The organism is Desulfosporosinus metallidurans (assembly GCF_001936615.1).
GTDB lineage: Bacteria > Bacillota > Desulfitobacteriia > Desulfitobacteriales > Desulfitobacteriaceae > Desulfosporosinus > Desulfosporosinus metallidurans.
Window position 1 is genome coordinate 1 of sequence record NZ_MLBF01000209.1, and the last position, 401, is coordinate 401.

Below are 401 nucleotides of genomic sequence, written 5' to 3' on the forward strand. Positions count from 1 at the left end.
ACGTGAAGGCCGCCGACATTCCGGAGGTGACCCTGGAAACGGGAACGCGGGTCAAAGTCATCAGCGGCGAAGTGGCTGGCGTGCAGGGGCCGGTGCGCGACATTGTCATCGAGCCCGAGGTCCTCGACGTGTCCGTGCCGGCAGGAGCGTCCTTTCGCCACAGCGTCCGGGACGGCCATACGGCCATTGCCTACATTCTGGACGGGGAAGGCTATTTCGACGACCGCCGCGACGCCTTTGCCTATGAGATGCAGGGCGCGGGCTGGATGGATGTGGCCAGGAATTGCCGGTTGGGACCGGAGACCACCGTGCTCTACGCCCACGACGGCGATGCGTTGGAAATCCAGGCCCCGGACCGGCCCCTACGCTTCGTCCTCATCGGCGGCAAACCGCTTGGCGAA

1 protein-coding gene is annotated in these 401 nt (G+C 65.6%); it reads left to right on the forward strand.

Annotated elements, in window-relative coordinates; translation table 11 throughout:
- A partial coding sequence (locus tag DSOL_RS26415) for a pirin-like C-terminal cupin domain-containing protein (protein ID WP_282433587.1) occupies positions 1-401 on the forward strand: 401 nt, incomplete at both ends.